The sequence below is a fragment of the Streptomyces sp. UH6 genome (genome assembly GCF_013421635.1).
Classification (GTDB): Bacteria; Actinomycetota; Actinomycetes; order Streptomycetales; family Streptomycetaceae; genus Streptomyces; species Streptomyces abyssomicinicus.
The window spans coordinates 1-1,015 of sequence record NZ_JACADT010001451.1 but is presented as its reverse complement, the minus strand read 5'-3'; the positions used below and the strand labels follow the sequence as shown (position 1 = coordinate 1,015).

General features: G+C 75.3%; 1 protein-coding gene and 1 pseudogene. Both read left to right on the top strand.

The genetic code is table 11. The features are described from left to right. Nucleotides 1-376 (top strand): annotated as a pseudogene (locus HW445_RS32525) (3-carboxy-cis,cis-muconate cycloisomerase); the annotation flags it as partial. After that, nucleotides 373-1,015, top strand: a 643-nt coding sequence (locus HW445_RS32520; RefSeq protein ID WP_180224329.1) for an alpha/beta fold hydrolase, incomplete at its 3' end; no start/stop codon positions are given. The pseudogene HW445_RS32525 and the gene HW445_RS32520, both read left to right, overlap by 4 nt.

The following is a 1,015-nucleotide window of genomic DNA, read 5'->3' as shown; positions in this document are numbered from 1 at the left end:
CGGCGCCTGGCACGCCGAGTGGGAGCCGTTGCGCGACCTGCTCCGGCTGGCCGGTTCGGCCGCGCACCAGGCCGCGGACCTCGCCGAAGGGCTCCGGGTGGACGCCGCCGCGATGCGGGACCACCTGGGCGTCACCCACGGCCTGATCGTCTCGGAGCGCCTCTCGGTCGCGCTGGCGCCGGTGCTGGGCCGCGCCCGCGCCAGGGAACTGCTCACCGAAGCCGCCCGGCGGGCCTACGCGGAAGGGCTGCCGCTGGTGGAAGTCCTCCGTGCGGAGCCGGAGTTGCGGGACGTCGACCTGACGTCCCTGACCGATCCGGCCGAGTACACGGGATCCGCCGCCATACTCACCGACCGTGCTCTGGAGCGACGTTGACGAAGAAGCTGCCGAACCACCGCGCCGAGGGCCCCGCTTCGGCCGAGCCGCTGCTGCTGGGTCCCTCGCTGGGCACCTCGACGGCCCTGTGGGACGCGGTCGCCCCCGAACTCGCGGCGAGCCACCGGGTGATCCGCTGGGACCTGCCGGGGCACGGCGGCTCGCCGGCCGGACTGATCGGTCCGGGCGCCACCGTGGGCGACCTGGCCGCGCTGGTGCTGGACCTCGCCGACGACCTGGGCGTGGAGCGGTTCTCCTACGCGGGGGTGTCGCTGGGCGGCGCGGTCGGTCTGCACCTGGCGGTCCACCACCCGGAGCGCCTCTCCTCGCTGGCCGTGATCTGCTCCTCGTCGCACTTCAACGGCGCCCGGCCGTGGGAGGAGCGGGCGGCGGCGGTCCGTTCCGGGGGCCACGCCGCGATGGCGGAACTGGCCGGCTCCGCGGACGCCCGCTGGTTCACGCCCGGCTTCACGGTGGACCGGCTGGTCGAGGACCACCGCGAGGCCGACCCCGCCTCGTACGCCGCCTGCTGCGACGCGCTGGCCGCCTTCGACGTGCGCGAGCAGCTGGGCTCGGTCCGGGTGCCGACGCTGCTGATCGCGATGGACGTCCTCCAGTGGAGCCGCCACTACCGCTGCT